The following is a 1,035-nucleotide window of genomic DNA, read 5'->3' as shown; positions in this document are numbered from 1 at the left end:
GTGCGAAGGTGAGAACTTAAGCGCCGGTAAACGGCGGTGGTAACTATAACCATCCTAAGGTAGCGAAATTCCTTGTCGGGTAAGTTCCGACCTGCACGAATGGCGTAACGACTTCCCCGCTGTCTCAACCGCAGACCCGGCGAAATTGCACTACGAGTAAAGATGCTCGTTACGCGCAGCAGGACGGAAAGACCCCGGGACCTTCACTACAGCTTGACATTGGCGTTTGGAGCGTCTTGTGTAGGATAGGTGGGAGACTGGGAAGCTCGGACGCTAGTTCGGGTGGAGTCATTGGTGAAATACCACTCTGGTCGTTTTGAACGTCTAACTCTGGTCCGTGATCCGGATCGGGGACAGTGTCTGGTGGGTAGTTTAACTGGGGCGGTTGCCTCCTAAAGGGTAACGGAGGCGCCCAAAGGTTCCCTCAGCCTGGTTGGCAATCAGGTGTTGAGTGTAAGTGCACAAGGGAGCTTGACTGTGAGACTGACGGGTCGAGCAGGAGCGAAAGCTGGGACTAGTGATCCGGCATCGGCATGTGGAAGCGGTGTCGCTCAACGGCTAAAAGGTACCCCGGGGATAACAGGCTGATCTTCCCCAAGAGTCCATATCGACGGGATGGTTTGGCACCTCGATGTCGGCTCGTCGCATCCTGGGGCTGGAGTAGGTCCCAAGGGTTGGGCTGTTCGCCCATTAAAGCGGTACGCGAGCTGGGTTTAGAACGTCGCGAGACAGTTCGGTCCCTATCCGCTGCGCGCGCAGGAGACTTGAAAGGAGCTGTCCCTAGTACGAGAGGACCGGGACGGACGAACCTCTGGTGTGCCAGTTGTACCGCCAGGTGCACGGCTGGTTGGCTACGTTCGGAAGGGATAACCGCTGAAAGCATCTAAGCGGGAAGCTCGCCTTGAGATGAGGTCTCCCACCACGAGAGTGGGTAAGGCTCCCTATAGACGATGGGGTTGATAGGCCGGAGGTGGAAGCATGGTAACGTGTGGAGCTGACCGGTACTAATAGGCCGAGGACTTGACCACAAAGCAT

At 56.7% G+C, this 1,035-nt stretch carries 1 rRNA gene; it reads left to right on the top strand.

What is annotated here, in order from left to right:
- Positions 1 to 1,028 (top strand): 23S ribosomal RNA (locus tag C4V41_RS60540); the annotation flags it as partial.
- Positions 1,029 to 1,035: the final 7 nt, after the last annotated feature.

The sequence above is a fragment of the Nonomuraea solani genome (genome assembly GCF_900108335.1).
GTDB classification, from domain to species: Bacteria; Actinomycetota; Actinomycetes; order Streptosporangiales; family Streptosporangiaceae; genus Nonomuraea; species Nonomuraea solani.
The sequence above is the reverse complement of the archived record's forward strand: the minus strand, read 5'-3'. Positions and strand labels throughout refer to the sequence as shown.